Below are 304 nucleotides of genomic sequence, written 5' to 3'. Positions count from 1 at the left end.
TGAATTCCGGCTGGTCGGTACGCACCAGTGCGTATTTTTCAACAAGAAAGTTCACTGCATCGCACAGTGAAATGCCAGCTTCAATATGCTGCTCAATCACACGTTCATCGGCAAACGGTGTGTCATTCAGTGTGAGGCCATAATGCTGGTCCAGCAGTCGGATGAGCAGTGTCTGCCAGATGGTGACGGGAGACGGGCAGCGAGATACCTCCCGTACATGTGTGTCGGATAATGTTTTCATCTTAAGTTCTCTGTAACTGGTAGTGCTAAAGGTGAGAGCTTCGGGGTTATGAGGTGGTTGCGG

1 protein-coding gene is annotated in these 304 nt (G+C 50.3%); it reads right to left on the bottom strand.

Features of this window, described 5'->3' with window-relative positions:
- On the bottom strand, nt 1-241 hold a 241-nt coding region (locus E0D98_RS26340), incomplete at its 3' end, for a TA system toxin CbtA family protein (RefSeq protein ID WP_062867277.1).
- Nucleotides 242-304: the final 63 nt, after the last annotated feature.

The sequence above is a fragment of the Escherichia sp. KCJ4928 genome, assembly GCF_004352695.1.
Taxonomy (GTDB): Bacteria; Pseudomonadota; Gammaproteobacteria; order Enterobacterales; family Enterobacteriaceae; genus ECMA0423.
The sequence above is the reverse complement of the archived record's forward strand: the minus strand, read 5'-3'. Positions and strand labels throughout refer to the sequence as shown.